26 protein-coding genes and 1 tRNA gene are annotated in these 25,217 nt (G+C 68.4%); 15 read left to right on the top strand and 12 right to left on the bottom strand.

Annotated elements, in window-relative coordinates; all coding sequences use genetic code 11:
* Nucleotides 1-6: 6 nt before the first annotated feature.
* Entirely contained in the window at nt 7-756 is a 750-nt protein-coding gene (gene modA / locus AAW00_RS06550) for a molybdate ABC transporter substrate-binding protein (protein WP_047003623.1), read from the bottom strand.
* Between the two features lie 6 nt (nt 757-762).
* On the bottom strand, nt 763-2,391 hold the full coding sequence (locus AAW00_RS06555; protein WP_047003624.1) for a CHASE domain-containing protein: 1,629 nt from the start codon (nt 2,389-2,391) through the stop codon (nt 763-765).
* Nucleotides 2,392-2,662: 271 nt separating this feature from the next.
* Here AAW00_RS06555 and AAW00_RS06560 point away from each other — a divergent pair, with 271 nt between their 5' ends.
* Genes AAW00_RS06560 through AAW00_RS06570 form a run of 3 tightly spaced genes read left to right on the top strand, consistent with a single transcriptional unit; the run spans nt 2,663 to nt 4,656 of the window.
* Nucleotides 2,663-2,845 carry a NepR family anti-sigma factor gene (locus tag AAW00_RS06560; RefSeq protein ID WP_047003625.1) on the top strand — a complete coding sequence of 61 codons (183 nt, stop codon included), beginning with the start codon at nt 2,663-2,665 and terminating at the stop codon, nt 2,843-2,845.
* Nucleotides 2,842-3,474 carry a sigma-70 family RNA polymerase sigma factor gene (locus tag AAW00_RS06565; protein ID WP_047003626.1) on the top strand — a complete coding sequence of 211 codons (633 nt, stop codon included), beginning with the start codon at nt 2,842-2,844 and terminating at the stop codon, nt 3,472-3,474. The genes AAW00_RS06560 and AAW00_RS06565 overlap by 4 nt, the downstream gene beginning before the upstream one ends.
* A gap of 15 nt (nt 3,475-3,489) precedes the next feature.
* Nucleotides 3,490-4,656 (top strand): AI-2E family transporter, encoded by a 1,167-nt coding sequence (locus AAW00_RS06570; RefSeq protein WP_047003627.1) that lies wholly within the window; start codon nt 3,490-3,492, stop codon nt 4,654-4,656.
* 77 nt (nt 4,657-4,733) lie between these two features.
* On the opposite strand, the gene AAW00_RS06575 is transcribed toward AAW00_RS06570, so the two are convergent.
* Nucleotides 4,734-5,345, bottom strand: a complete 612-nt coding sequence (locus AAW00_RS06575; protein WP_047003628.1) for a superoxide dismutase — start codon at nt 5,343-5,345, stop codon at nt 4,734-4,736.
* A gap of 165 nt (nt 5,346-5,510) precedes the next feature.
* Between AAW00_RS06575 and glmM the strand changes: the two genes are divergently transcribed.
* Complete coding sequence (gene glmM, locus AAW00_RS06580; RefSeq protein ID WP_047003629.1) at nt 5,511-6,848, top strand: phosphoglucosamine mutase; 1,338 nt, start codon at nt 5,511-5,513, stop codon at nt 6,846-6,848.
* Nucleotides 6,849-6,863: 15 nt separating this feature from the next.
* Nucleotides 6,864-7,652 (top strand): bifunctional hydroxymethylpyrimidine kinase/phosphomethylpyrimidine kinase, encoded by a 789-nt coding sequence (gene thiD / locus AAW00_RS06585; RefSeq protein ID WP_047003630.1) that lies wholly within the window; start codon nt 6,864-6,866, stop codon nt 7,650-7,652.
* On the opposite strand, the gene AAW00_RS14245 is transcribed toward thiD, so the two are convergent.
* Entirely contained in the window at nt 7,649-8,107 is a 459-nt protein-coding gene (locus AAW00_RS14245; RefSeq protein ID WP_052761811.1) for a MarR family winged helix-turn-helix transcriptional regulator, read from the bottom strand. The two genes, thiD and AAW00_RS14245, sit on opposite strands and share 4 nt — an antisense overlap.
* A 144-nt stretch (nt 8,108-8,251) precedes the next feature.
* Here AAW00_RS14245 and AAW00_RS06595 point away from each other — a divergent pair, with 144 nt between their 5' ends.
* Nucleotides 8,252-10,666 carry a TonB-dependent receptor gene (locus AAW00_RS06595; protein ID WP_047003631.1) on the top strand — a complete coding sequence of 805 codons (2,415 nt, stop codon included), beginning with the start codon at nt 8,252-8,254 and terminating at the stop codon, nt 10,664-10,666.
* 46 nt (nt 10,667-10,712) lie between these two features.
* On the opposite strand, the gene AAW00_RS06600 is transcribed toward AAW00_RS06595, so the two are convergent.
* The 5 genes from AAW00_RS06600 to AAW00_RS06620 all read right to left on the bottom strand — a co-directional run bounded on the left by AAW00_RS06600 (nt 10,713) and on the right by AAW00_RS06620 (nt 14,653).
* On the bottom strand, nt 10,713-11,588 hold the full coding sequence (locus AAW00_RS06600) for an LOG family protein (protein ID WP_047003632.1): 876 nt from the start codon (nt 11,586-11,588) through the stop codon (nt 10,713-10,715).
* A 73-nt stretch (nt 11,589-11,661) separates the two neighbouring features.
* Nucleotides 11,662-11,735, bottom strand: a tRNA-Gln gene (locus AAW00_RS06605).
* 63 nt (nt 11,736-11,798) lie between these two features.
* Entirely contained in the window at nt 11,799-12,224 is a 426-nt protein-coding gene (locus AAW00_RS06610) for a DUF2147 domain-containing protein (RefSeq protein WP_162199416.1), read from the bottom strand.
* Between the two features lie 33 nt (nt 12,225-12,257).
* Nucleotides 12,258-13,238 carry a radical SAM protein gene (locus AAW00_RS06615; RefSeq protein WP_082125038.1) on the bottom strand — a complete coding sequence of 327 codons (981 nt, stop codon included), beginning with the start codon at nt 13,236-13,238 and terminating at the stop codon, nt 12,258-12,260.
* Nucleotides 13,238-14,653 (bottom strand): dihydrolipoyl dehydrogenase family protein, encoded by a 1,416-nt coding sequence (locus AAW00_RS06620; RefSeq protein WP_047003633.1) that lies wholly within the window; start codon nt 14,651-14,653, stop codon nt 13,238-13,240. The genes AAW00_RS06615 and AAW00_RS06620 overlap by 1 nt, the downstream gene beginning before the upstream one ends.
* 75 nt (nt 14,654-14,728) lie before the next feature.
* Here AAW00_RS06620 and AAW00_RS06625 point away from each other — a divergent pair, with 75 nt between their 5' ends.
* Both AAW00_RS06625 and AAW00_RS06630 read left to right on the top strand, forming a co-directional pair.
* Nucleotides 14,729-15,775 carry a methyltransferase domain-containing protein gene (locus AAW00_RS06625; protein ID WP_047004448.1) on the top strand — a complete coding sequence of 349 codons (1,047 nt, stop codon included), beginning with the start codon at nt 14,729-14,731 and terminating at the stop codon, nt 15,773-15,775.
* The gene (locus AAW00_RS06630) at nt 15,769-16,755 is read left to right on the top strand and encodes an SDR family oxidoreductase (RefSeq protein WP_047004449.1); all 987 of its coding nucleotides are present in this window, start codon (nt 15,769-15,771) and stop codon (nt 16,753-16,755) included. The genes AAW00_RS06625 and AAW00_RS06630 overlap by 7 nt, the downstream gene beginning before the upstream one ends.
* Here the strand turns inward: AAW00_RS06630 and AAW00_RS06635 are convergent.
* The gene (locus AAW00_RS06635) at nt 16,752-17,477 is read right to left on the bottom strand and encodes a glycosyltransferase (RefSeq protein ID WP_156169986.1); all 726 of its coding nucleotides are present in this window, start codon (nt 17,475-17,477) and stop codon (nt 16,752-16,754) included. The genes AAW00_RS06630 and AAW00_RS06635 overlap by 4 nt on opposite strands.
* Nucleotides 17,474-18,058 carry a TIGR04282 family arsenosugar biosynthesis glycosyltransferase gene (locus AAW00_RS06640; RefSeq protein ID WP_047003634.1) on the bottom strand — a complete coding sequence of 195 codons (585 nt, stop codon included), beginning with the start codon at nt 18,056-18,058 and terminating at the stop codon, nt 17,474-17,476. The genes AAW00_RS06635 and AAW00_RS06640 overlap by 4 nt, the downstream gene beginning before the upstream one ends.
* 105 nt (nt 18,059-18,163) lie before the next feature.
* Here AAW00_RS06640 and AAW00_RS06645 point away from each other — a divergent pair, with 105 nt between their 5' ends.
* Both AAW00_RS06645 and AAW00_RS06650 read left to right on the top strand, forming a co-directional pair.
* Nucleotides 18,164-19,360, top strand: coding sequence for a Ppx/GppA phosphatase family protein (locus AAW00_RS06645; RefSeq protein WP_047004451.1), 1,197 nt, complete (start codon nt 18,164-18,166; stop codon nt 19,358-19,360).
* Nucleotides 19,357-20,022, top strand: coding sequence for an RlmE family RNA methyltransferase (locus AAW00_RS06650; protein WP_047003635.1), 666 nt, complete (start codon nt 19,357-19,359; stop codon nt 20,020-20,022). Before AAW00_RS06645 ends, AAW00_RS06650 begins: the two co-directional genes overlap by 4 nt.
* Before the next feature lie 21 nt (nt 20,023-20,043).
* Here the strand turns inward: AAW00_RS06650 and AAW00_RS06655 are convergent, their stop codons facing one another.
* Nucleotides 20,044-20,721, bottom strand: a complete 678-nt coding sequence (locus AAW00_RS06655) for a c-type cytochrome (protein ID WP_241461660.1) — start codon at nt 20,719-20,721, stop codon at nt 20,044-20,046.
* 163 nt (nt 20,722-20,884) lie between these two features.
* Here AAW00_RS06655 and AAW00_RS06660 point away from each other — a divergent pair, with 163 nt between their 5' ends.
* The 5 genes from AAW00_RS06660 (at nt 20,885) to AAW00_RS06680 (ending at nt 25,207) form a co-directional block, all read left to right on the top strand.
* Entirely contained in the window at nt 20,885-21,781 is an 897-nt protein-coding gene (locus AAW00_RS06660) for a prephenate dehydratase (protein WP_047003637.1), read from the top strand.
* Nucleotides 21,781-22,248, top strand: coding sequence for a GNAT family N-acetyltransferase (locus AAW00_RS06665; RefSeq protein ID WP_047003638.1), 468 nt, complete (start codon nt 21,781-21,783; stop codon nt 22,246-22,248). Before AAW00_RS06660 ends, AAW00_RS06665 begins: the two co-directional genes overlap by 1 nt.
* Before the next feature lie 72 nt (nt 22,249-22,320).
* Nucleotides 22,321-22,998: a hypothetical protein gene (locus AAW00_RS06670; RefSeq protein ID WP_047003639.1), complete on the top strand. Its 678-nt coding sequence runs from the start codon at nt 22,321-22,323 to the stop codon at nt 22,996-22,998.
* On the top strand, nt 22,995-24,248 hold the full coding sequence (locus AAW00_RS06675; RefSeq protein WP_052761814.1) for a DUF4350 domain-containing protein: 1,254 nt from the start codon (nt 22,995-22,997) through the stop codon (nt 24,246-24,248). Before AAW00_RS06670 ends, AAW00_RS06675 begins: the two co-directional genes overlap by 4 nt.
* On the top strand, nt 24,245-25,207 hold the full coding sequence (locus tag AAW00_RS06680; protein WP_420911621.1) for an AAA family ATPase: 963 nt from the start codon (nt 24,245-24,247) through the stop codon (nt 25,205-25,207). Before AAW00_RS06675 ends, AAW00_RS06680 begins: the two co-directional genes overlap by 4 nt.
* Nucleotides 25,208-25,217: the final 10 nt, after the last annotated feature.

Raw genomic sequence — 25,217 nt, forward strand, 5'->3', positions numbered from 1 at the left:
TATGCCTTATGGCGAACCGAAGCCGTAGGTGGCAACACGCCTGCGTGCCGCATCGCTGCCGAGGTAGGCGGCGAACGCCTCGGCCTCCCGCCCCTGCGAACCCGCAACCAGTGCGCCGAAGTAGAGGATTCGCGGGTGGCGCGAACTGTCGATGCGCTCGATCACCCGAACACCCTGCGATGCCTGGGCATCGGTGGCATAGACCACGCCCAGCGGCACCTCGCCCCGCTCGACCAGTGCCAGCGCCGCGCGCACGTTCTCTGCCGGGACCACGCGCGGGGCGAGCGCCTGCCACAGGCCGAGATTTTCCAGCGCCGCGCGGGCGTAGCGGCCGGCGGGCACGCTCGACGTCTCGGCGAGCGCGATGCGGCCAGCCTCCGCGTCGCGCGCGAAGGCGGCGAGCGAAACCGGGGTGGTGGAATCGCGCGGCGCGACCGCCACGAGGCCGTTGCTTGCGACGGGGAACGGCTCGCCCGCCAGCAGCCCGCGCTCCTCCAGCCAGTCCATCCACTCGCGATCCGCCGTCAGCACGAGGTCGGCAGGCGCACCGGATTCGACCTGGCGGGCGATGGCGGGGGTCGCGGCGAACGAGAGGACGGGGCGGGGATGACCGGTGGCGGCCCAGTCGTCGGCGACGGCCTCGAGCGCTTCCTGCGTTGACGAAGCGGCGAGCACGGTCGGACCCTGATCGGGTTCCGGTGCACAGGCCGCCAGCACCAGCAGAGCGAGCAGCGCCGAAAGTTTCGGCAGGCGCATTAGTAATCAGGCCTCCGCGGCTTCGGCCCGTCCCGCGCGCAGGACGAAGTCGGTCGCCCGGCGAACCGGGATCAGCAACACGCAGCGCACGCCCGCCGGGTCGAAGTCGAGCTCGACAGGGTGCTTCAGTTCGTGCGCCACGATCCGCTCGATAAGGTCGGTGCCGAAGCCGCGATTGCGCTGCTGCTTGACCGGCGGCCCACCGCGCTCGAGCCATTCGACCCGCACCAGCGACTCGGTCACGGTCTTCCACTTGACCGAAACGCTGCCGCCCGGCTGGCTGAGCGAGCCGTACTTGGCGGCATTGGTCGCGAGTTCGTGGATGGCCAGGCCGAGCGAGAGCGCGTCGTTGGGAGCCAGTTCGACGTCCGGGCCCTCGAGCTGCACGTCGTGGTCGCCGCCGTGGGCATAGGGCAGCAGCTCTGCATCGACGACGGCGCGCACTGGGGTCGATCCCCAGTCCGACTGGGTCAGCAGGTCGTGCGTCGCGGAAAGCGCACGGATGCGCCCGTCGAGGCCATCGGCGAATTCATTGATGTCGTCGGCGCGGCGGCGGGTCAGCGCGATGATCGAAAGCACGTTTGCAAGCGTGTTCTTGACCCGGTGATTGAGCTCGCGCGTCAGCGAGTTGCGGATCGAGGCCTGCTCCTCGAACCAGGCGAGCGAGGCCTCGTCCTCCTGCGCCTGCTGGGTCAGCATCCGCACCAGCAGCATGAGCAGCGCGCCGACCAGCAGGCCGAAGATCAGCGTAGCGACCGACAGGCCGGAAAGCCCCGCCTCCTCGCGTGAGGTGATGACGAGCTGCCACGGGTTGTTGGCGATGGTGACCACCTGCGACACGCTGCGCACCGACGGTCCTTCGTCGGAATTGACCTGCGCGAGCATCTCACCCTCCCGCCGGTCGCCGTCGTAGAGCGTGATGCCGTAGGAGCCTGCGCCTTCCAGCTCCAGCGCGCTCTGCAGGAAGTCCTGCGCGTTGAAGGGACTGAAGATGAAACCCTTGAGCGAGCGTCCGCCGGCGGACGCCTCGAACACCGGCATGTAGATGAGGAAACCCGCAGCATCGTCTTCCCCCTCCTGCACCAGCACGATGCGGTCGGTGGCGGTGGGGCGGGCGGTTCGCTCGGCCTCCTGCATGGCGGCGCGGCGGATCGGTTCGGAATACATGTCGAAGCCCAGCGCGCGGCGATTGCGCTCGGTATCGGGCTGCAAAAAGGTGACCGGCACGGCAAAAGGGCTGTTGCCCGAAGGGCGCGGATGAAGCTGCGCGTTGCCCGACCCTTGCGAGGAGACGAGCGCGTTGAACGCCTCCTCCTGCGAGGGCCGCACGACCTGTGCCCAGCCGATGCCGTCGGCGCCGCGGTAGTCGGCATCCAGGCGCAATTCGGAAACGAAGCGGCGGAATTCGGAGGCCGGGATGTCCTCCATCGTCGAGAGCAAGGCGGCGCCCGCGCGCAGATAGGCGCTGGAGGAATTGGCGCGCCGCTCCAGCGCCGAAGCGACCGTGGTCGCCCGCGCGCTGAGCTGGGCGGCCTCGCGCTGGCTCTCGCCCCGCTCGATGGCAAAAATGCTGAGCACGGTGATCGCGGCGATCAGCACGAAGATCCCGAGCGGCATGCCGCGCGGGTAGCGCATCAGCCACCGCCTCGTGCTGCTTCGCCGGGTTAGCTGCTGCTGCAATTCAACTCCTGTGCCGCCAGCGCGGCCACCCCTGTCAGCACGGCCCATCGCCCGGCTGTTGCCGGTTTGCAACTGTTACCGCGCGCACGTATCTACTAGCGGGGAACCGGACGGGCCCGGTTTCGTTCCAAGCCCACGCAATATCGCGCACCAAGCCGGGCGCCGCGTGCCCGGCGTAGGGCGCTGGCACCGTTACGGCAGCGGGGACGGGAAAATTTTACAGACGATGTCTTCACCTGAAAACGACAAGAAGGTTGATAAGCCGGTGTCGAAACCCGATGTTGCCAAGGAAGGCGAGCCGGAGTGGACGACCGGGCTGAGGCGCCTTTACGACAGCGTGCTCGACGAGCCGATGCCGGATGCATTCGCTGACCTGCTGGCCAAGCTGGACAAAGACGGGGGTCGATGACCAAGGGGTCCCAGACACGCGAGCTGCCCGTGCGCAGCGACGACGACAAGCGCGATTTCAAACGGGAGCTGACGCAGGTCGTCCCGCATCTTCGCGCCTTCGCTCGTGGCTTGTGCGGCCGTCCCGACATGGCGGACGACCTGGTGCAGGAAACGCTTCTCAAGGCCTGGGCGGCGCAGCAGCGCTTCGAGCCCGGCACCTCCATGCGCGCCTGGACCTTCGTGATCCTCAGGAACGCCTATCTCACCGACATGCGGCGCAACCGCTTCCGCGGCGAGTATGACGAGACCGTGGCCGAACGCATCCTGACCGCGCCCGCCGGGCAGGAAGAGCCGATCCACCTGTCGGACCTGCACCGTGCGCTCCTCACCCTTCCGCCGGAACGGCGCGAAGCCTTGCTGCTGGTGGGGGCCGGAGGCTTTTCCTACGAGGAAGCGGCCAACATCTGCGGCTGCGCGGTCGGCACGATCAAGAGTCGCGTGGGCCGGGCCCGCGCCGCGCTTTCCAGCATGATCCAGGATGGCAACATTCCCGATCGCGCCATCGACGACCCCACCGCCCATCGTGCCATCCTCGAGGAGCTCGACGAAGTCGCTGCCGGCCGGGGTGAATCCGCGGCCACGCGATAGGGCGATGGCGCGGCGATGATCGCGGCCGACGAGGGGCAGGGGAAGTCAGACGCGACCGGTTCGCCGGCCGAGACGGCGTTCGCCAGGCAGGAACTGCGGCTTATCTCGGCCCTCGTCGTCCTGCTGGCGATCGGCCTGTTTCTTGCCCTGCCCTTCGTGCTTTCGATCGGCTCGGTGGTCTTCCTGCCGCTGGTGGCCGGGCTGATGGTGACCATCATCCTCTCCCCGCTGGCGGACAAGCTGGCGAGCTGGGGCCTGCCCAACTCCCTTGCCTCGATCCTCGCCCTGCTGCTGATGTTCGCCGTGCTCGGCCTGGCGCTGACCGCGGTGATCACCCCCGCGATCTCGCTCTACGACCGGGTGCCGGCCATGTTCGCGCAGGTGCGCGACCATTTCAGCGACCTGCGCCTGGCCTTCGCCTGGGTCGATCAGCTCAACGAGCAGATCGCCGAAATGAGCGGCGACAAGGGCAACGAGGTGACGCTCGCCAATCCGTCCATGCTCGAACAGCTGGCCTTTGCCACGCCGACCGTGCTGCTGGAGACGCTGCTCACCTTCCTGCTCGCTTTCTTCATGATTGAGGCGCGTATCCGCCTGCGCCGGCGGCTGCTGCTCGACCGTGCCGAGGTCGGCTCCAGCCTCAAGGCCGCACGCGCGCTGCGCGACGTGCAGGACAGGGTCGCCGCCTACATCATCACCGTCGGGCTCATCAACACGGGCGTGGGCGTGGTGACGGCACTTGGCGCCTGGGCGCTGGGGCTGGAGGCGCCGATCATGTGGGGCGGCCTCGCCATGCTGCTGAACTTCGTGCCCTATGTCGGGCCGCTCGCCATGATGGTGCTGCTCGGCCTGTTCGGGCTGGGGACGGCGGATTCGGTTTTCGTCGGCATGATCCCCGCTGCCGCCTACCTCGCCTTGCACACCGTGGAAGCCAACGTCATCACGCCGTCCATTTTGGGCGCGCGCTTCACCATGAACCCAGTGATGATCCTGCTGGCGCTGAGCTATTTCGGCTGGATCTGGGGCGTGGTCGGCGCGCTGCTGTCGGTGCCGATCCTGCTGACGCTGACGGCGCTGGTCGACCACCTTGGGCGACCCAACTTCATCGGCTTCCTGTTCGGCGAGCCATTGTTCGGCGACCACGGGCCCAAACTGGGCGTGCCGGACGAGATCAAAACCTGACGGCCAATCAAAAGGCCCGCCCCTCGCATGGAGGGGCGGGCCTTTATGTTATCGGCGAGTGGCCGGATCGGGTCGGGTTAGCCCGGATAGGTCCAGGCGCTGCCGCGGGCGAGGTTCTCGGCCGCGAAATCCCAGTTGAGATGGCCATCCACCACCGCGTCGAGATAGCTCGGGCGGGCGTTCTGGTGGTCGAGGTAGTAGGCGTGTTCCCACAGGTCGATGACCAGCAGCGGGTTGGCATCGCCATCGGCCATGGTCTCGGCGTCGTGGCTGTCCTCGACGGAGAGCTTGCCGTCCTTTTCCACCAGCCACACCCAGCCGCTGGCGAAGTGGCCCGCGCCCTTTTCCTTCAGCTTGTCGCCCAGTTCCTTGAGGCTGCCGAAGCTTTCCTCGATCTTGTTGGCGACATCGCCGCTCGGGCCGACGGCCGAGGGGGCGAGCGAGTGCCAGAAGAAACCGTGGTTCCACACCTGCGCGGCGTTGTTGAACAGGCCCTGGTTGCTGCCGCGGGCCGACTTGATCACCGAGATGAGGTCCTTGCCGTCCATGTCGGTACCCTCGATGGCGGCGTTGGTCTTGTCGACATAGGCCTTGTGATGCTTGCCGTGGTGGTAGCTGAACGTCTCGGCCGAGATGGCGGGCGCGATCGCCTCGTCATCGAAGGGCAGGGGGATGAGGGTGAAAGCCATGGGGTGGTCCGTCCTTCCTGTTGTACGGGGTCTGTCTGTCAGACCAATGCGCGAGCACGCCATGGGTTGCAACGCACGCCGCCTTTTTCGCCCGCCGCAAGGGACGTGACAACGCAGGGCGGAGGCGGCATTGAGCTTCAAGAGCCTTGCGACAAAGGGACAGCAATGGGACGCGAATTCTTCGGCACCGACGGCATCCGCGGCCGCGCCAACGGCAAGAAGCTGAATGCCGCGATAGCCATGAAGGTCGGCCAGGCGGCGGGCCGGCACTTCCTGCGCGGCGACCACAAGCACCGCGTGGTGATCGGCAAGGACACACGGCTGTCGGGCTACATGATGGAGAACGCGCTGGTCGCGGGCTTCACCAGCGTGGGGATGGACGTGGTGATGACGGGGCCGCTGCCCACGCCCGCCGTCGCCATGCTGACCCGCGAGATGCGCGCCGACATCGGCGTGATGATCTCGGCCAGCCACAACCCCTACGACGACAACGGCATCAAGCTGTTCGGCCCCGACGGCTTCAAGCTCTCCGACGAGGACGAGGAAGCGATCGAGGCGGCCATGCACGCCGAGCCCGTACTGGCCGAGGGCGACCACATCGGCCGCGCCCGGCGGATCGAGGATGCGCGCGGGCGCTACATTCACGCGGTGAAGCGCGCGCTGCCTTCGGACCTCCGGCTCGACGGCCTGAAGATCGTCGTCGATTGCGCCAATGGCGCGGCCTACAACGTCACCCCGACCGCGATCTGGGAGCTGGGCGCGGAAGTCGTGACGATGGGCGTCACCCCCAACGGCCTCAACATCAACGACGGCGTGGGCTCCACCTCGCTCGATGCCATTCGCGCGAAAGTGGTGGAGGAGGGTGCCGATATCGGCATCGCGCTGGACGGGGATGCCGACCGGCTGATCGTGATCGACGAGAAAGGTGAGGTGGTCGACGGCGACCAGATCATGGGCCTTATCGGCAGTCGCTGGAAACTGAAGGGCTTGCTGAAAGGCGACGGCATCGTCGCCACGGTCATGTCGAACCTCGGGCTCGAGCGCTTCCTGCAGGGCGAGGGGCTGAAGCTCGTGCGCGCCAAGGTGGGCGACCGCTACGTGCTCGAGGCGATGAAGGCGGGCGGTTACAACGTGGGCGGCGAGCAGTCGGGGCACATGATCCTGCTCGACCACGCCACCACCGGCGACGGCACCATCGCCGCCATGCAGGTGCTCGCCGCCATGGTCCGCACCGGCAAGCGGGCGAGCGAATTGCTCCACCTTTTCGACCCCGTGCCGCAGTTGCTCAAGAACGTGCGCTACGAAGGCGGCGATCCGCTCGCGGCCGAGAGCGTGAAAGCCTGCATCGCCGAGGCGGAGGCAGAACTGGAAGGCAAGGGCCGCCTCGTCATCCGCAAGTCCGGCACCGAGCCGCTGGTGCGCGTCATGGCCGAAGGCGACGACGAGGCGCAAGTGCGCCGGCTGGTCGACGCGATCTGCGCCGAGGTGCAGGCGGCGGCGTGAACGGGCGTTAGAGCAATGACCGCCGATCCCAATCGCCCGCCCCGCGTGCTGGTCATTGCCGGGTCCGACAGCTCGGGCGGCGCGGGGATCCAGGCGGACATCAAGACTGTCACCATGCTCGGCGGCTATGCCATGACCGCCATCACCGCCGTCACCGCGCAGAACACGCGCGGGGTGCGCGCGGTAGAGACGCTCTCGCCCGATTTCGTCGCCGCGCAGATCGACGGCTGCCTGGAAGACATCGGCGCGGACGCGGTCAAGGTGGGGATGCTGGGCAGCGCCGACATCGCCGAGGTGGTGGCGGACCGGCTGGAGGACCTGCCCTGCCCCATCGTCTTCGACCCCGTCATGGTCGCCACCAGCGGCAGCGTGCTGGCCGACCCGGCTACCGTCGAGGTGTTCGACTGGCTGATGGAGCTGGCCGCGCTCACCACCCCTAACGTGCCCGAACTCGCCGCGCTCGGCGGCCCGGAGGGCATGAAGGCCAGAAACGACGGTGGCGGCGTCGCCTACCTCGCCAAGGGCGGCGATGCCGAGGGGCCGATGGTTGAGGACCGCCTCGTGCGCCCCGGCATGGAGGACGTGGTCTGGAGCGAGGCGCGCATCGTCACCCGGCACACGCACGGCACGGGCTGCACCTTGTCGAGCGCGATCGCCACCCACCTCGGACGCGGGCTGCGGCTGGAGGATGCCGTCGCGCTAGGCCGCCGCTTCGTGCGCGAGGCGATGATGCAGGCGCCGGGCTTCGGGCTCGGCAACGGCCCGCTGGGGCATCAGGCGGTGAGCCAGGCCGGCCAAAACTAACCCAGGAATTTGGCCAGCAACCTACGCAGTTCCTCGACCTCGTCGCTTTCCAGCTTTTCGCGCAGCCGCTTTTCCGCCTCCGCCGTCTGCATTTCAAAGGCGGCAACCAGGTCTTCTCCCGCAGGAGTAACGAACAGACCGCGACTACGGCGGTCCCCTGGCACTACGCGCCGCTGCATGCAGCCACGCTCCTCCCAGAAATCGATCGCGAGCGTCGCGGCTGGGCGCGACAGGCGCAGCGCCTCGCCGATGCGGACCTGCGAGGCGCCGGGGTTGGCGGCCACCAGCGTCAGCACCGACATGCGCTGCGATGTAAGCGCCTTGTCCGGCATTTCCCCCGCGAGGTGCGACAGGTTCATCACGCTGGCAAGGCGCAGCAGAAACCCGGTGCGTCGGGACAGGAAGCTGTAGTCGAGCTCGGCGTCACTTTCGTCCGCCGGTATAATCGGCGCCATGGTCACGCTCTCCCCGTGTGACTTTTCCGACACGATAAACAGGCCGCCACTATGCGGCAAGCGACGCGATATTGTCGGCATATGTTATCGATGATAACAAATTTCCAAGACCGCGTACGATCGGTCGTTTTTGGGAGAACAGTCATGCACATCTTCGGCCTGTCCGCTTTCCGTTGCGTCGTCCTCTCCGGCACGGCTCTCGCGGCGCTTACTTCGGCTCCGCCCGCCGCCGCGCAGGTGAACCCTGCCGACACCGGCGCATCGGCAGAGGAAGCCCGCCAGAACGAGCAGGCGGGAGACGTCATCCTTGTCACCGCGCGGCGTCGCGAAGAATCGCTGCAGGACACCCCTATCGCCATCTCCGCCTTCAGCGCCGAAACGCTGGAGGATCGGCAAATCGTGCAGACATCCGACCTCGAGCGGATCACGCCCAGCCTGCAGTTCAAGCCTGCCGGTCAGCTGTCCGGCAACAGCGCCTCGTCCGTCGTTTTCATCCGCGGCATCGGCCAGCTCGATCCCACGGCGGCAGTCGATCCGGGCGTCGGCATCTACATCGACGAGGTCTATGTCGGTCGCGCTGCGGGTGGCACAATCGAGTTCGGCGACATTGCCAGCGTCGAAGTGCTGCGCGGACCGCAAGGCACGCTGTTCGGCCGCAACACCATCGGCGGCGCAATTCTGGTCCGCACCCGCGAACCGGAATTCGGGGAATTTTCCGGCCGGGCGCGGATGCGCTTTGGCCAGTACGACCTGTTCGAAGGCTTCGCCGCATTGAACGTGCCGCTTGGCGACACGCTGGCGGCCCGCATTTCGGGCGGAATTCGCGAGCGACAGGGCTACGTCATCCGCGAGTTCGACAATCGCGACCTTGGCAACGAGAGCGTGCGTTCGGGCAATGCTGCCCTGCGCTGGGAGCCCTCGCCCGCCTTCGAGGTGAACCTGCGTGCCGATTACACCCGGCGCGACGAGAACGGCGCGCCGTTCGTTTTTGCCGGCATAAACGAGCGGGCCCCCGTGCCTGCCATCGTCAGCGTGGCGGCGGGCTGTCCCGGCGCGACCATTCCCTTCGCCCCGCTCGCCCCCGGCAATCCGCGCTTCGGCGCCCCCAACGTGCCCTTGATCGACGACGCGCGCTGCGCCAACGATTTCCAGGCACGTGGCAACTTCGTCAACGGCGGGACCGCGCCCGTACTGAGCGAATCCGAGGTCTGGGGCGTATCGGGCACCGCCACCTACGAACTGTCGGACGCTTTCACCGTGAAGAGCATCACCGCCTATCGCTCCACGGAATCGCGCGGCATCCGCGATGCCGACAACACGCCGTTCGAGATCCTGACTACCGATGTCGGCTCGCAGTCCGACCAGTTCAGCCAGGAGCTGCAACTGCAGTACAACTCCGATCGTGTGAGCGCGATCATCGGCGGATACTACTTCGACGAGGACACGACCGAGCGGGCCACGGTGTTCCTGGCGTTTCCGCCCTCGCCGCCCGTCATCGGCTCGGTATTGAACGGCGGGCCGGGAAGCCGCGACCTGCAATTTTCCGATCTCGAGACACGCTCGCTTGCAGCTTTCGGCGAAGTTTCGTTCGAAGTGCTCGAGGGCCTCGAGCTGACCGGCGGCCTGCGCTACACGGAAGATCGCAAGACCTATGCCGGCACGGTGTTCAACCTCTTTCCCTCGACGCTGCCCGACCCCGATCCGCTGCCGGTATTGGCCATTCCCGAAGGCGGCCCCCTGTTTATCTACAGCCGCCCGTTCGAGGATACCTTCACCGCTCTCACCGGCTCTGCCAGCGCGGCCTACACGTTCACCGATTGGCTCAACGCCTACGTCTCCTACGCGCGCAGCTTCAAGTCCGGAGGATTCAACACCCGCTACAACGCACCGCCTGCTGGCTTCGTCCCGGTGCCTTTCGACGAGGAGAGCGTAAACAGCTACGAAGTCGGAGCGAAGATGGATTTCGGCGATCTGCGCCTGAACCTCGCCGCCTTCCAGGCCAATTACACCGACATCCAGCTGGTCTTCCGCCAGGGCCCTGTGCCGCTGCTGTTCAACGCCGGCGAGGCACGGATCCGCGGGTTCGAGGCGGAGGCAACCTACAATCCCTACGGCAGCGGTCTGCGGATCGATGCCGGGCTCAGCGTGCTCGACGACGAGATCCGCACGATCACGCCTGTCCCCGGCACCACGGCCACCGTGGCGCCAGGCGACGACCTGCCTCTGACCCCGTCGTTCCAGGGTAATATCGCCATCGGTTACGAGATCGACGTATCTCCCCGAGTCACCGTGACCCCGCGCGTGGACGGGAGTTATACATCCAGCCTCACCTTCATCACCGGCAGCGTGCCGGAGATTGAGCAGGACGGGTATTTCGTGGGCAACGCTTCGATCGAGGTGGAAATCGACGATACCTATCGCATCCAGGCAGGTGTCATCAACGCGCTGGACGAGGAATACCTGATTCAGGGCAACGCCTCACTCGGCACGCTCGGCTACGCCGAGAAGATCTTCGCCCGCCCCCGCAACTGGTACGTGCAGGTCTCGACCGAATTTTAGGAGAGGGTTCGGGGGCGCGGCTCAACGCTGCGCCCCCGCCCGGATTTCAATTCTTGATCTTGTAGAAGCCCGCGATCGCCGCCCAGGCATCCTCTGCCGTCTCGCACCAGGTGATGAGATCGAGGTCGCGGCGCGAGATCACGCCTTCCTCGGCCAGCGCGTCGAAATCGACCACGCGGGTCCAGAAGTCCTTGCCGAACAGCAGGATCGGCAACGGCTTCATCTTGCCGGTCTGCACCAGCGTCAGCAGTTCGAAGAACTCGTCGAAGGTGCCGAACCCACCGGGGAAGACCGCCACCGCCCGCGCGCGCAGCAGGAAGTGCATCTTGCGAAGCGCAAAGTAGTGGAAGTTGAGCGACAGGTAGGGCGTAACGTAGGGGTTGGGCGCCTGCTCGTGCGGCAGGATGATGTTGAGACCGATGCTTTCCGCCCCCGCATCGCTCGCGCCCCTGTTGGCCGCTTCCATGATCGAGGGGCCGCCGCCGCTACACACGACGAACTGGCGCTTGCCGTCCTCCACGATCGACTTCTCGCTGACCAGCCTGGCGAGCTTGTGCGCCTCGCCGTAGTACTTGCTCTTGGCCGCGAGGTTGCGGATCACCAGCGCCTCGTCCTCGGGCAGGGTCTCGGCCTGCTTCAGCGCCGCCTCGGCGGCCTCGGGCGGGGGAATACGGGCGGACCCGTACATGACCAGCGTGGAGCCCACGCCCGCCTCGTCCAGCAGAGTCTCGGCCTTCAAGAGCTCGAGCTGGAAGCGCACCGGGCGCAATTCCTCGCGCAGCAGGAAGTCGGTGTCCTGGAAGGCCAGCTTGTAGGCCGGGTGCCGCGTCTGCGGAGTGGAGGGGACCGCCTTCTCGGCGAACTGCGCCTCGGTATCGGCGTGATAAAACTTGTGGTCGGTCAATTCGTCTTCGGGGCTCACGCCGTCATCCTCTCGCAAAACAGCACACGGCCTTAGAGACCATGGTCAGTATTGGAAAGGGCCGGGAAAACGCTGGATGCCCCGCAAGGACTCGAACCTTGATTGACGGAGTCAGAGTCCGCTCTCTTACCATTAGAGGACAGGGCACTGCAGCGAGGGCGGGCGTTTATAACGGGGTTTGGATTCGGTCAACCCTTGCAGTCTGGGCAATTACGCGGCGGGCCAAGTGACCGTGCGGCAGACGATGGAGAGGCAGCCCTGCACGTCGAGCGCACCGTTGCGGCCCGGGCGCACCACGGCGCGGTAGGTGCCGCCGTCCTCGGGGTTGTAGACCTGCCCGCGCCAAGCCCCGTCGCGCCAGGAAAGGGCGCTCAGCACCCGCACGCCGACGATGGGCCGGTCCCGCAGGGCGGGGTTGTCGTTGTGGCGGTCGCGGTTGGTCTCGCCCGGTTTCATGCGGATGATGCGGGTGATGGTCCCGCAGCGCGTGTTGCCGCATGGGGCCACCGTGATTTCCACGTAACCGCCTTGGTCGCGGTAGGTGCCGTCGATGCTGCGCTGTGCCAGAGCATCATCAGGCGCAGCCGTGGAGGCGAGCGCGAGGACGGTGGCGGCGGCGAAGATGGTGCGGATCATGACGAACGAACGCATGACACGCCGGAATGGTGCCTAGGCTGAACAACTCGCCCCGCCGAGCACGCAGAAGCGCGCGCAGTGCGGGTGGTTGAGCATGACCGGGCGGCTCGCCTCGGCAACGGTCGCGCCGAGATCGAACTGCGGATCGTAGGGCAGCAGCGTGCAGGCGACGACACGCGCGGCGGGCTCGCCCTTGCGGTGGACGACCATTCGGCTCGAGGCGCACATGATGTCGTCCGGGGACTTGCCGAGGATGCCCCAGCACGCGGTGGTGATCTCGGGCACGTCGGCGCTCGCGTCCATTTCCGGGAAGAGCACCAGCTGCGCGGGATCGGCGGCGTCGATGGCGATACCCTCGGCGGCGAACAACATGGCGTAGGCATTGCGGGCCAGTGCCTCGCTTTCCCCGCCCAGCCTGCGCCCGGCGGCGGCGAGCGAGAAGCCGTTGGCGCTGAGCCAGCGCAGCCCGTCCAGCATGGGCGCCCAGCTTCCCGGGCCGCGCTCCTCCTCGTGCACGTGCTGGGTGTGGTGATCGATGGAGACGCGGATCGTCAGCCGGTCGCCGTAAGCCTGGCGCAGCCGCAACAGTTCGGCTTCGTGGCGGCGCAGCGGCTTCATGGCGTTGGAGAGGACGAGCACCTCGTGCCCACGCGACAGCGCGTCCTCGATCATCGCCAGGATGTGCGGATTCATGAACGGCTCGCCGCCGGTGAACCCGATCTCGCGGACCCCTTGTGCCTCGATCTCGTCGAGGAAGCGCGTCACCTCGGCAGCGGTCAGGTAGATCAGCGCATCGTTGGTCGGACTGCTCTCGATGTAGCAGTTGGCGCAGGCGAGATTGCACAGCGTGCCGGTAGCGAACCACAGCGTGTCGAGGTGCGTCAGCGCCACGCTCGCGCGCTCCGAGCCGTCGGCGGTAACCAGCGGATCGGCGAATTTTTCGCGCGGCAGGGCCGTGGCATCGACCGCGAAGGGCGAGGGGCCGGTGGGGGCGTTCCTGCTGCGGCTTGCCATCAGAACGCCCGCCGCATCTTGGCCACCAGCCGCGCCCAGCGCTTGGGCCATGCGCCGAAGACCATCGGCTCCCACGCGGCAAAGGCGGCGGCCTTCACGATTTCGGCGCGGGTGGGATAGGCGATGACCGCGCCGCCGAGCGCAAAGGTCGATGTCTTGCCGGTGATGGCCTGCCACAGCGGCAGCAGCAGTTCGCCCGCTTGCTCTCCGCAGACACTGGCGCCGACCATCTTCTTGCCCTTCAGCATCAACTTCAGATGGCCGGCGGGGCGACCTTCCGCGACCGCACGATCGTTGTGGTCGAAGTGCTCGGTGACGACGACTAGCGCCTCACCGTATTTTGCCCGCGCCTGCTGTTCGGTCAGCCCCACCTGCCCCACCTCGGGCGAAGTATACGTGCACCACGGCAGCGCGGCGTAATCCGCCTTGGTCGGCAGGCCGAGCGCGATCTCCATCACCACGTTCGACCCCTCGTAGCCCGAGACGTGCGTCAGGCGCGGGCCTTCGTTGCAGTCGCCCACGGCGTAGATGTGCTTGACGCTGGTGCGGCGGCGGGCGTCGACGGCGATGCCGTTCTTCCCCAGCTTCACGCCGGTTTTTTCCAGCCCGTAGCCTTCGGTACGCGCCTTGCGGCCCGTCGCCACCAGCAGGTGCGAGCAGGCGATTGTCTCTCCGCCGTCGGTTGTCACCTCGATGGCCCCCGCCTCGCCCGAGACGCTGGCGGCCTTGCCCTTCACGAAGCGCACGCCCTCGTCCTTCATCGCCTCCACCAGCAGGTCCACGCTGTCGCGGTCGTCACGGGCGAGCAGGTCGTCGGGTTCGATCAGCGTGACCCGGCTGCCGAGGCGGCGAAAGGCCTGCGCCATCTCCATGCCAATGTTGCCGCCGCCGAGCACCGCGAGATGGGCGGGCAGTTCGTCCAGCTCGAACAGGTTCTCGTTGGTGAGGTAGGGCACGCCGTCCAGCCCCTCGATCGGCGGCACGGCGGGGCTGGAGCCGGTGGCGATAACCACGCGCGGCGCGCTCAGCGTGCGCCCCGCCACCTCGACCGTCTTCGGCCCGGTGAATTTTGCCCAGTCGCGGAAAACCTCGCAACCCATCCCCTCGAATCGCTCCTGCGAATCGTGCGGCGCGATGGCGGCAATGGCACCCTGGACGTGGGCGCGCACGCCCGCCCAGTCGACCTGCGGAGCCTCCAGCTTGACCCCCATGCAGCTGGCCTCTCTCCCCTCGGCTGCCCGCGCCGCCGCGGCGATCAGCGCCTTCGACGGCACGCAGCCGTTGTTGAGGCACTCGCCGCCCATTTCGCCGGCCTCGATCAGCGCGACCTTCAGCCCGAACAGCGCGCAGCCGCCCGCCGCGGTCAGCCCCGCAGCGCCGCCGCCGATCACGATAACGTCATGCGTGTAATCCATTGCCCATGGGGCCTAGCCCATTGCGGGCGGCGGGCGAAGCGCTATCGGGTTGGGCGACACCAAGGGATGCAGCGCATGAACCTCCAGAACTCGCAGGACTATTACGGCAAGGTGCTCTCGGGCTCGCAGGATTTGCGGACCGATGCCTGCTGCACCTTCGAACGGCCATCGGACCGGATCCTCGCCGCGCTGAAGAACGTCCACCCTGAGGTAAAGGCGCGCTACTACGGCTGCGGGCTGGTGGTGCCGCAGGCGCTGGAGGGGTGCCACGTGCTCGATCTGGGTTCGGGCAGCGGGCAGGACGCCTACTTGCTCGCACAGCTCGTCGGACCTGAGGGCAGCGTCACCGGGGTCGACGCCACGCCCGAGCTGCTCGCCGTCGCGCGCGAGCACCAGGGCTGGCACGCCGAGCGTTTCGGCTATGCCAACACCCGCTTCGTGGAAGGCGACATCGAGAAGCTGGGCGAGCTGGACCTTGCGCCCGAAAGCTTCGACGTCATCGTCTCCAACTGCGTCATCAACCTCGTCGCCGACAAGGCCGCGGTCTTTGCCGCCGCGCACCGTCTGCTGAAGCCGGGCGGTGAGCTCTATTTCTCCGACGTCTATGCCGACCGCCGCGTGCCGGAGGCGCTGCTGGCGGACCCGGTGCTGCACGGCGAGTGCCTGTCGGGCGCGCTTTACTGGGGCGATTTCGACCGGCTGGCCAAGGCCGCGGGCTTTGCCGACCCGCGCCTCGTCACCGACCGGCCGATGGGCATCAACGATGCCGAAATCGCGGCAAAGCTGGACGGCATCAATTTCGTCTCGGCCACCTGGCGCCTGTTCAAGCTCGACGGGCTGGAGCCGCAGTGCGAGGACTATGGCCAGGCGGTCGTCTACCATGGCGGCATTGCGGGCGAGGAGCGCGTGTTCATGCTCGACGCGCACCACGCGATCGAGGCGGGGCGGGTGTTCCCGATCTGCGGCAATTCGTGGCGGATGCTAGCTGATACGCGCTTTGCCCCGCACTTCGACTTCATCGGCGACTTCTCGCGGCACTACGGCGTATTTCCCGGATGCGGGACGGCCATGCCGTTCGGTCAGGGCGAGCAGACGGCAGCGACCGGCGCGGCCTGTTGCTGAGGGTCCTCGTTACCGGCGCGGCCGGGCTGATCGGGGGCGAGGTCTGCGCCCGGCTGGCGGCGCGCGGCCACGCGGTGACCGCCATGGTCCGCCGCAATCCCGAAGTTCGCGGCAACGATGGGGCATTGGTCGATGGCCTGCGCGTGGTGCGGGGCGATGTCACGCTGCCGCTGATGGGCCTCGCGCCGGAGCCGCAGGACGTGGTGATGCACTGCGCGGCGCATCTGGACTTCGACGCACCGGAGGCGGAGCTTCACGCGGTCAACGTGGCCGGTACGCAGAACGCGCTCGATCATGCGCGGGAGGCGGGAGCGGCGTTCCTGCACGTCTCCACCGCATACGTTTGCGGCGACCGCGATGGCCACATCGTCGAAGGCCCTGTGCCTGAGGGCACGTGCTTCACGAACCGCTACGAGGCGAGCAAGGCGGCGGGCGAGCGGGTGGTCGAGGCGAGCGGCCTGCGCTTCGTGATCGCCCGCCCGTCCATCGTGCTGGGCGACAGCGCAACCGGGGCGATCCGCGACTTTCCTTCGCTCTGCAACGTGTTCCGCCTGATGGCGCGCGGCAAGGTGACGCGGCTGCCGGTGGCGGGCGGAGCGACCTTCGACTGCGTGCCCATCGACCATGTCGCCGAAGGGCTGGTGGCGCTGGCGGAAAGGATGGACGAAGCGGCGGCCGGGCATTTCCACCTCGTCGGGGACGAGCCGATGCCGGTGGCGGAGCTGGCGGCGGGGGTGGCGCGGGTGCCGCACTTTCCCGACCCTGAGATTGTCCCGCCCGAAGGCTACGAACCGGAAGGCCCGCTCGCCCAGCGCATGATCGCGACCTTCGGCCCCTACTTCACCCGCTCGCCGCGCTTCGACGACAGCAGGTTTCGCGCCGCGACCGGCCTCGCCTGTCCGCCGACCGACCGCGCCTGGCTCGACCGGCTGATCGCCTACGGCATCAAGCGCGGGTACCTCCCCTCACCGCCTGCCTAGCGCACGTCAGGGTAGTGCTCGTGTAGCCGCTCGCGTGCGCCCATGGCCCAGAGCAGCCCGACCTTGAGATAGATCCAGTTCGCCTTCAGCGCCCCCCATTCGGCGATGCGGCGGTCCGAAGTCTCGACGGTGCGGGCGAGCAGCTTCACGCGGCCGAAGCGGTTGAGGCGAATGCACAGGTCCGCTTCCTCCATAACCCGTGCCGCCGGGTCGCAGCCGCCAACGGCGAGGAACTGGTGGCGGCGGAAGAACATCGCGTGATCGCCGAACAGCAGGCGGCAGCCGCGCATGAACAGGTGCGGGCGGAACAGCAGGGGCGCGTACCAGGTCTTGGCCCAGTTGTGCGCTGTGGTACCCCAGCGGGTCTTCTTCGGCCCACGGATGATCGGGGTGAAGCCTGCGAGCGCAGTCTTCGGGTCGGCCAAGGTCGTGGCGATCACCGCCACGATGTCGGCCGGCGGCACAGTGTCGGCGTGCAGCACCACCACAAGTTCGCCCCGCGCCGCGGCGACCCCGGCGTTAATCTGGCGGCCCCGGCCGCGCTCGGTCTCCACCACGCGCCAGCCCGCAGCCCGTGCGATCGCGACCGAGGCATCCGCGCTGCCGCCGTCGACCGCCACCACTTCCAGCGGCGCGGGATCGAGCGCCGCCAGATGCGAAACAATCGCGGGGAGCGCCGCCTCCTCGTTGAGCATCGGTACGACGATGGAGACTTTGTTCACCGCGTCAGGTCCGGCCAGCGGGTGAGATCCTCAGGCCGGTCGCAATCGGCGAGCGTTTCGAGCAGCCGGTAGGCCGTGCCCGAGCCGCGAAGACGCGCCACTGTCTCCGCCAGCACCCGGTCGGTACCCCATGGCATGTCTGCGAACAGCTCCGGCATCGGCTGCCGGAAGCCGAGCAGATAATAGCCGCCGTCCTCCGCCGGTCCAACGACGACGGGCACCTCGGTCAGCGCCGCGGCCGCGGCTGTCAGGTGATGCGGCCGCAGGTCCGGAATGTCCGCGCCCAGCAGGATCCCGGGCGCGGGAACGCGGGCCAGCCGCGCACCAAGGTCGCCCTCGCCCTGCGCCGCCAGCGGCACGTCCTCGCCCAGCCATTCGCGAAAGTCCGCGTGCGGCGCGCCCGTGGTCCACACCGTGACGGCAAGCCCGCTCGCGCGCACCGTTGCCAGCGTGCGCTTGACCAGCCGGCGGTGCAGCATGGCCGCGCCCTCGGTCCCCAGCGCCGGGATCAGCCGCGTCTTCGCCTCTCCGGCGCGCGGATACTTCGCGAACAGGGCGACGGTGGGCGGGACTGGCGACACGGACAAAGGCCTAGCCGCGCGCCAACTTGTGTCAAACGGGCATTGGGTCTACCTTGAGGTCAAGTTCCGCCCGGCACGGGCGGTGAAATCGAAAGTACGATGACGATGGCGGACCATATTCCGCCGGTTGGACGCGACAGGGCCGGTGGGCCGACGGCAGGTGACAGGAGCCGCGACCACCATGCGAGCAGGGGCCCGCAGCGCGCTCCCGGCGATTCCCGGCAAAACGAGCATGGCAGCGGGCGGCCCGGCAACGGCTGGCGCCGACCGCCGCATCAGAAGAGTTTTCGCCAGTCCTATGCCGCGATCGATCTCGGCACCAACAACTGCCGCCTGCTGATCGCCCGCCCCTCGGACGAGAACTTCGTCGTGGTCGACGCCTTTTCGCGCGTGGTGCGCCTCGGCGAAGGGCTGGCGCAGACGGGCCGCCTCTCCGACGAGGCGATGGACCGGGCGCTCGGCGCGCTCAAGGTGTGCTCCGACAAGCTCAGGAAGCGCAACGTCCACCTAGCCCGCTCGGTCGCCACCGAGGCCTGTCGCCGCGCCACCAATGGCGAGGCCTTCATCGAGCGCGTGTACAGGGAAACCGGCATCGCGCTCGACATCATCAGCGCGCAGGAGGAGGCCCGCCTCGCGGTGCTGGGCTGCCACATCCTGCTTGAAGATGGCGTCGGCCCCGCAGTCATCTTCGACATCGGCGGCGGCTCGACCGAGCTGGTGCTGATCGAGCCCGGCGCTCCCGTTCCGCGCATCATCGACTGGCAGAGCGTGCCCTGGGGCGTCGTCTCGCTGACCGAGACCGTGGGCCGCGAAAACGGCGGGCTCGAGCAGCGCCTGCGCCGGTACGAGACCATGAAGCAAAAGGTGCGCGACAGCTTTGCCGAGTTCGCGGAGCGCATCGCGCCCCATTCCGCCCCCGACCAGCGCCTGCTCGGCACCAGCGGAACGGTGACGACGCTGGCGAGCGTGCACCTCGAGCTGCCCCATTACGACCGCAAGCAGGTGGACGGGCTGATAGTGCCCGCCAATGCCATGCTCGACATCTCGCAGCGCCTGTCGCGCATGTCGCCAGCGGAGCGCAGCGAACTCGACTGCATTGGCAACGAGCGCGCCGAGCTGGTCGTGGCGGGCTGCGCGATCCTCGAGGTGATCCTGGAGATCTGGCCCGCCGACCGGCTGGGCGTTGCCGACCGCGGCATCCGCGAGGGCATCCTGCGCAGCCTGATGAGTGCCGATGCCGAGGGGGCCGAGGCGCAGGCGGCGCTTCGGCGCCTGAAAACGGGCGGAGCCAGCGCGAGATGACCCGCGCCGGACGCGAACCCGACCGCAAGCTGAAATCGGGCAAGAAGCGGAAGGAGAGTTCCAAACGCTGGTTGCAGCGGCAGCTCAACGACCCCTACGTCAAGCGCGCCAAGGACGAGGGATGGCGCAGCCGCGCGGCCTTCAAGCTGATCGAACTCGACGACCGTTTCGGCCTCGTCAAGGGCGCCCGGCGCGTGATCGACCTCGGCGTGGCGCCAGGCGGCTGGGCCCAGGTGGTGCGCAAGCGGGCGCCCGGCGCGGCGGTCGTCGGCATCGACCTGCTGGAGGTCGAACCCATCGACGGCGTCACCATCCTGCAGATGGATTTCATGGCCGACGAGGCCCCCGCCGCGCTGGAGGAAGCGCTGGGCGGCAGGCCCGATCTCGTGCTGTCGGACATGGCGGCCAACACCGTGGGCCACAAGCAGACCGACCACCTGCGCACCATGGCGCTGGTGGAGGCCGGCGCATGGTTCGCGGTGGATGTGCTGGAGGATGGCGGTGCTTTCGTCGCCAAGGGCTTTGCCGGGGGCACCGACAAGGAACTGCTCGACCTGCTCAAGCGGCACTTCGCCAGCGTGAAGCACGCCAAGCCGCCCGCCAGCCGCAAGGGCTCGAGCGAGTGGTACGTCGTGGCGCAGGGCTTCAAGGGGCGCGGCTAGCACCCCTCGCGCGTTATCCGATCAGGTGTTGTTCTGGTTGGCGGTCGCGGGCTGAGCCGTGGGCACTGCGCCGTCCGTCGCGACGGCACCGGCCGCCTCGCCGGGCTGGTCGGTCGCCGCTTCGTCCGCGCCGGCACCGTCGGTCTCGCCCTCGGCGGGCGCATCGGCGGCCACAGGCGGCGGGAAGTCCGGGCCGCCGCCGCCTGCCGAGTGCAGGTAGGCGATCACGTCGGCGCGCGTCTGCGGGTCGGACAGGCCGGGGAAGGACATCTGGTTGTTGGGGATGAAGGTGCTCGGCTTGGTCAGCCACTGGTCCAGCGCCTCGTAAGTCCACTGGCCGCCGTGCGCCTTGATCGCCGCGGAGTAGGCGAAGTCGCTGGCATGCGCGCCGATGGTGGAACCGATTACGCCGTTCAGGTTGGGGCCGAGACCGCTCGGGCCGGCGGTGACCTGGTGGCACGACTGGCAGCGCGCGAAGGCCGCTTCCCCCGCGGCAATGTCCGCCACGGCCAGCCGGTTGCCGATGGGCTCGACCGCTTCGCCGCCGCCCTCGCCGCCCTCGACCGCCTCGATCGGATAGCCGGGCTGCACGCCTTCAGGCAGTTCGGCGCCGTTGCCGTGGAAATACATGTTGGCGACGATGGAGCCGCCCAGAGCGACGCCCGCGCTGGCCAGGACCCAGCCGAAAATGGTGTTCATGCGATCGTTCATGACGTGGTCGTTCTGCCGCTCTTTTAAGGCCAATGCGATTTGGCCTGCGCTCTAGTCACCCGGCGACAAGCGCGCAAGGGGCCAGATGACCGTATGCCGGGCGCAAGGGCGCTTGTCCGCACGGCCATGCGAGGCTAGCGCGCGCTTCACGATGGACTCCTTCCCCGCCCCCGCCCTCGCGATGGTCGAAACCATGCGCGCCGCCGCCGCCGCCGAGCCGGAGCGCGCGATCGCCTTCCAGGGCGCGCCGGGTGCCAATTCGCACCGCGCGGCGATGGAATGGGCACCCGATGCGCTGCCGCTGCCCTGCTTCAGCTTTGCCGCCGCGATCGAGGCGGTGGAGGCGGGCGAAGCGGCCTGCGCGATGATCCCCATCGACAATTCGCAGGCCGGACGCGTGGCCGACATTCATTTCCTGCTGCCGGAAAGCGGCCTCTTCATCGTAGGCGAACACTTCCTCGCCATCCACCACGCGCTGATGGCGACCAATACCGCCGGCCCGTTCCGCGCCGCCTACAGTCACCCCCACGCGCTCGCCCAGAGCCGCGAATACCTGCGCGCGCGCGGCATCGTGCCGATGAGCCATGCCGATACCGCGGGCAGCGCCGCCTGGGTGGCCGAGCAGGACGACCCGTCGATCGCCGCCATCGCCCCCGCTCTCGCCGCCGACCTCTATGGTCTCGTCATCGTCGAGGAGAACGTCGAGGACGCCGCCGACAACACCACGCGCTTCGTCGTCCTGGCCCGCGAGGCGCTGAACCCTGCGGCGCTGGCCGACCAGGCGGCGATGACGACCTTCGTGTTCGAGGTGAACAACGTGCCTGCCGCGCTCTACAAGGCGCTGGGCAGTTTCGCCACCAATGGCGTCAACATGACCAAGCTGGAAAGCTACCAGCGGGGCGCGAGCTTTGCCGCGACCATGTTCTATGCCGACATCGTCGGGGCGGCCGGCGAACCCGCCGTTGACCGCGCGCTCGACGAACTGCGCTTCCACTGCAAGAGCGTGCAGATGTTCGGCAGCTATCCGATGGCAAGGGCGCGGGGGTGATGCCCGCCTTCGTCATCGCGGCGGAGGACCCCGCAACCCCCGATATCGCCGCGCTGGTCGCGTCGCACCTTCGCGAGATGCACGCCTGCTCTCCCGCCTGCAAGGTCCACGCGATGCCCGCCGCGCGACTGGCGGAGAGCGATGTCATCATGTTCGCCGCGCGGGTGGACGGAGAACTCGCCGCCATCGGCGCTCTCAAGGCGCTGGGGCCGCTCGAGGGCGAGATCAAGTCGATGCGCGCCGCCGACGCCTTTCGCGGCACCGGGGCCGGGCGGGCGATCCTGGCACACATCCTCGCCGAGGCACGGGCGCGAGGGCTTTGCTGGATCGGCCTCGAAACCGGCCGCCACCCGGTGTTCGCATCGGCCCAGCGGCTCTATGCCGCGAACGGCTTTCGCGAATGCCCGCCCTTCGCCGGCTATGTCAGCGACGACTTCAGCCTGTGCATGGGCCTGCCGCTGGCCTGAGGCGCTGATTTCCCCGCGAAACCCGCGCCCTCGTCATTGCGCGGTAACGATTGGCGTGGCATCCCCGCCCGCGTGACGACGGGCAAGGGGACAGGGGCGCTGCCGGCGCGCGGGAGCGACTTCGCCGATGCCTGGCGCGAGATGCGCGGCAACGGCGACACCCAGTTCGCACCCGTCGAATTTCCCGCGCAGGAGCCTCCTCCCGACTGGCTGGTCAGCCTGCTGGACGCCATTGCCCGCCTTTTCGCCCCCATCGGCCGCTTCATCGTCGCCATCTGGCCGGTGCTGATGTGGGTGCTGATCGCCGCCGGTGCGGCGCTGCTGCTGTGGCTCGCCTGGCGCACCTTGGCGCCCGAGGGCACGCGGGCGAAGCGGAAGGCGCGGCGCGGTGGCGAGGACTGGGTGCCCGACCAGGGCGAGGCGCTGGCCCTGCTGGAGGAAGCGGACCGCCTCGCCGCGGCGGGCGACTACGACGAGGCGACGCACCTCTTGCTCAAGCGCTCGGTCGGCCAGATCGCCGCCGCGCGCCCTAACCTGTTCCAGCCGTCGAGCACGGCGCGCGAACTGTCGGCCGACACCCGCCTGCCCGAGGCCGCGCGCTCGGCCTTCGGCGTGATCGCGGGCCGGGTGGAGCGCAGCCTGTTCGCCCTCACCCGCCTGACGCAGGACGACTGGACCGCGGCGCGTACCGCCTATTCCGATTTCGCTTTGCAGGAACGGGCGCTCCAGCATCACGGATTGGCCGCGTGAGCCGGGCTCGCGGTCCCTTCCGCCCCGGCGCGGTGCTGGCGATGCTGCTGGTGGGCGCGCTCGCCTTCCTGCTGATGCTCTACGCCATCGGTCGCGGCTGGACGGGTGACAGCGAGGGGGAAGGCGGCGCCCATGCCGGGGCGAACGGGCTCAACGGTTTTTCCGGTCTCGTCCAGCTGCTCGATGGCAGCGGCTACGAGGTCGAGGTCAGCCGCAACCGCGCGCGGCTTTCCGACGCGGCGCTGGTCGTGCTCACCCCGCAGCTGAACGGCGATGCCGAGGCCATCGGCGAGGCGATCATGGAACGGCAGGACATGGACGCGGGGCCGACCTTGCTGATCCTGCCCAAGTGGTTTGCCCTGCCGGTCCCGCAGAACGATCAGGTCGAGAGCGAGCCCGGCTGGGTGGCGCTGGCCGGCGCGGCATCGCCCACGTGGTTCGGCGAGCTCGACTGGGCCGAGGGCGGCGAGCTGGCGCTGGGCGAGACGCGCGGCTGGAACGGTTTCGGCGCGAGCGGAGCCCTGCCCGATCCGGACAAGGTGCAGGCGCTGGTCAAGCAGCCGAATCTCGAAATCGAGCCCGTCGTCGTCGACAGCGAGGGAGACGTGCTGGCGGGTCGCCTGCAATCGACCGCGGACTACTACGACTACGAACCCTACCCGGTCATCGTGGTGTTCGAGCCCGACCTCCTCAACAACTACGGCCTCGCCGACCGCGGACGGGCCGAAGCGGCGGTGGCGCTGATCGACGCGGCGATGGACGGCGAGGACCTGCCGATCGTCTTCGACATGACGCTCGCCGGGCTGGGCTCTGCCGAGAACCTGCTGACCCTCGCCTTCCGTCCGCCGTTCCTGGCCGCGACGCTGTGCCTGTTGCTGGCCGCGCTGGTGATCGGCTGGCGCGCCTTCAATCGCTTCGGTCCGCCCGTGGCGGAGGCCCCGGCGATGGCGCGCGGCAAGCGTCAGCTGGCAAGGAACGGCGCGGCGCTGGTGGCGCGGGTGAAGCGCTTCCACCTGCTCAAGGACCCCTACGAGGCGCTCGTCGGGCGGCGGGTGGCCGCGCGGCTCGGCCTGCGGGTGGCCGACACCGACGCGCGCGAGGCGGCGATCGACCGCGTGCTGGCCGCGCGCGGGCACGCCGGCCCCGCCTTTGCCAGCCTCGCCGCAGATCTTCGCGCCGCGGACCATGCGCGCGACATCATTCGTGCCGCCACGGCACTCCGGAACTTCGAAAGGACCCTCACCCCATGACCATGACGCTGGAACAGACAGCCGAGCTCGCAGGCCGCATCCGCGGCGAGATCGGCAAGGCCGTGGTCGGCATGGAGAGTACGGTCGAACACCTGCTGATCGCGCTGCTCAGCCAGGGCCACGTGCTGCTCGAAGGTCCGCCGGGCACGGCCAAGACCTTCCTCGCCAACTGCTTCGCCTGCGCCACCGGCCTCGATTTCGGGCGCATCCAGTTCACGCCCGACCTGCTGCCGGGCGACATCCTCGGCTCCAACCTGTTCAACTTCCAGACGAGCCAGTTCACCCTGACGCGCGGGCCGATCTTCTGCGAGGTGCTGCTGGCCGACGAGATCAACCGCACTCCGCCCAAGACCCAGGCCGCGCTGCTGGAAGCCATGCAGGAACGCAAGGTGACGCTGGACGGCGAGACCCATTCGCTGGGTGACACCTTCATGGTCGTCGCCACGCAGAACCCGATAGAGAACCAGGGCGTCTATCCGTTGCCCGAGGCCCAGCTCGACCGCTTCGCCTTCAAGCTGCTGGTCCCCTACCCCAGCCTCGAGGAGGAAGCGCAGATCGTGCGCCGCTTCGGCGAGCGCAGCGGGCCGCAGAAGCCCGCCGACTTCGGCATCGCGCGGGTGGCCGACGCCGCCACCATCGCCGCCGCGCAGGAAAGCGTGAAGCATGTGACGCTCTCGGACGAGGTGCTGCACTACTGCGTCGCGCTGGTGCGCGCCACGCGCGACAATGCCGACATCGCCAGCGGTGCTTCCCCTCGCGCCGCGGTCCTGCTCGCCAACGCCGCCCGCGCCCGCGCCGCGCTGGAGGGCCGCGCCTACGTGGTGCCCGACGACGTCAAGGCGCTCGCCACCGCCTGCCTGCGCCACCGCCTGCTGCTCAGCCCCGCGGCCGAGATCGAGGGCAAGCTGGTCGAGGATCTCGTCGCCGGCATGATCGAGCAGACCGAGGCGCCGCGGTGAGGTGAACCGC

Source organism: Aurantiacibacter luteus (assembly GCF_001010945.1).
Classification (GTDB): Bacteria; Pseudomonadota; Alphaproteobacteria; order Sphingomonadales; family Sphingomonadaceae; genus Alteraurantiacibacter; species Alteraurantiacibacter luteus.

Coding starts and splice junctions, on each gene's coding strand:
- modA (WP_047003623.1), bottom strand. CDS start 756: ATGCGCCTGCCGAAACTTTCGGCGCTGCTCGCTCTGCTGGTGCTGGCG.
- AAW00_RS06555 (WP_047003624.1), bottom strand. CDS start 2,391: ATGCGCTACCCGCGCGGCATGCCGCTCGGGATCTTCGTGCTGATCGCC.
- AAW00_RS06560 (WP_047003625.1), top strand. CDS start 2,663: ATGTCTTCACCTGAAAACGACAAGAAGGTTGATAAGCCGGTGTCGAAA.
- AAW00_RS06565 (WP_047003626.1), top strand. CDS start 2,842: ATGACCAAGGGGTCCCAGACACGCGAGCTGCCCGTGCGCAGCGACGAC.
- AAW00_RS06570 (WP_047003627.1), top strand. CDS start 3,490: ATGATCGCGGCCGACGAGGGGCAGGGGAAGTCAGACGCGACCGGTTCG.
- AAW00_RS06575 (WP_047003628.1), bottom strand. CDS start 5,345: ATGGCTTTCACCCTCATCCCCCTGCCCTTCGATGACGAGGCGATCGCG.
- glmM (WP_047003629.1), top strand. CDS start 5,511: ATGGGACGCGAATTCTTCGGCACCGACGGCATCCGCGGCCGCGCCAAC.
- thiD (WP_047003630.1), top strand. CDS start 6,864: ATGACCGCCGATCCCAATCGCCCGCCCCGCGTGCTGGTCATTGCCGGG.
- AAW00_RS14245 (WP_052761811.1), bottom strand. CDS start 8,107: ATGGCGCCGATTATACCGGCGGACGAAAGTGACGCCGAGCTCGACTAC.
- AAW00_RS06595 (WP_047003631.1), top strand. CDS start 8,252: ATGCACATCTTCGGCCTGTCCGCTTTCCGTTGCGTCGTCCTCTCCGGC.
- AAW00_RS06610 (WP_162199416.1), bottom strand. CDS start 12,224: ATGATCCGCACCATCTTCGCCGCCGCCACCGTCCTCGCGCTCGCCTCC.
- AAW00_RS06615 (WP_082125038.1), bottom strand. CDS start 13,238: ATGGCAAGCCGCAGCAGGAACGCCCCCACCGGCCCCTCGCCCTTCGCG.
- AAW00_RS06620 (WP_047003633.1), bottom strand. CDS start 14,653: ATGGATTACACGCATGACGTTATCGTGATCGGCGGCGGCGCTGCGGGG.
- AAW00_RS06625 (WP_047004448.1), top strand. CDS start 14,729: ATGAACCTCCAGAACTCGCAGGACTATTACGGCAAGGTGCTCTCGGGC.
- AAW00_RS06645 (WP_047004451.1), top strand. CDS start 18,164: ATGGCGGACCATATTCCGCCGGTTGGACGCGACAGGGCCGGTGGGCCG.
- AAW00_RS06650 (WP_047003635.1), top strand. CDS start 19,357: ATGACCCGCGCCGGACGCGAACCCGACCGCAAGCTGAAATCGGGCAAG.
- AAW00_RS06655 (WP_241461660.1), bottom strand. CDS start 20,721: ATGAACACCATTTTCGGCTGGGTCCTGGCCAGCGCGGGCGTCGCTCTG.
- AAW00_RS06660 (WP_047003637.1), top strand. CDS start 20,885: ATGGACTCCTTCCCCGCCCCCGCCCTCGCGATGGTCGAAACCATGCGC.
- AAW00_RS06665 (WP_047003638.1), top strand. CDS start 21,781: ATGCCCGCCTTCGTCATCGCGGCGGAGGACCCCGCAACCCCCGATATC.
- AAW00_RS06680 (WP_420911621.1), top strand. CDS start 24,245: ATGACCATGACGCTGGAACAGACAGCCGAGCTCGCAGGCCGCATCCGC.